Below are 805 nucleotides of genomic sequence, written 5' to 3' on the forward strand. Positions count from 1 at the left end.
CCGTCTACCGGACGGGCGTCATTCCGCTGGACGAGCCGAAGCAGTGACCTGCGGGCCCCCGCCCGCTCCGCCGCTTCCGATGGCGCGGACGGCGGCCCGCAGGTCACTGCTTCGGCTCGTCCAGCGGAATGACGCCCGTCCGGTAGACGGTCCCCCCGCAGGCGGCGGGGATCGTCGTCTGCGTGGTCGGGGCGGCCGCGCCCGCCGCGGCCGGGGTGTGCGTCACCTCCACGCCCGCCGGCTCCGGGGCCGGCGTGGTGCCCTGGTCGGCGCTGTCCGTCGTGCCGCCGCCGGCGCCCGTACGCTGCTCGTCCTGCGGGGAGCCGCCGTCCGGCGGGGTACTGCCGGTGCCGGAGGAGGCGGCGGGGCAGGACTCGCCGGAGGGCACCCAGGCGAAGCGGACCTCGTAGGCGGTGTTCGGCCGGAGCACCAGCAGCGGGGCCTCCGCCGCCGGGTCGGGCAGCTTGGCGGCCGGGTCCCCTGCCGTGTGGCCGACGACGGCGACGCCCTTGCCGGCCGCGGACGCGCTGACGGAGGCAGCCGTGACGGTGTCCGGGCCGGTGACGGTGCAGCCGCGGGCGGAGACGTTGGTGACCTTGAAGCTGCCGTAGACCTTGCCGTCCGGCTCGGGAGCCTGGGCGCTGCCGCGGACGCCGAGCTGGTCGGCGCTGCACCCGGGGGGCGTGCCCTGGGCCGTCACCGGCGGCATGGGTCCGGACCCGGGGGCGGCGGGGCCGCCCGAGGAGCCGCCGGACGCCTCCGGTCCGGTGGTGCCGCCGCCGTCCGGCGATCCGGTGCCGGAGGG

At 78.8% G+C, this 805-nt stretch carries 1 pseudogene; it reads right to left on the minus strand.

What is annotated here, in order from left to right:
* Positions 1-103: 103 nt before the first annotated feature.
* A pseudogene (locus tag EF903_RS34615) lies at positions 104-805 on the minus strand (hypothetical protein); the annotation flags it as partial.

It is taken from the genome of Streptomyces sp. WAC05292 (assembly GCF_003949955.1).
Classification (GTDB): domain Bacteria; phylum Actinomycetota; class Actinomycetes; order Streptomycetales; family Streptomycetaceae; genus Streptomyces; species Streptomyces globosus.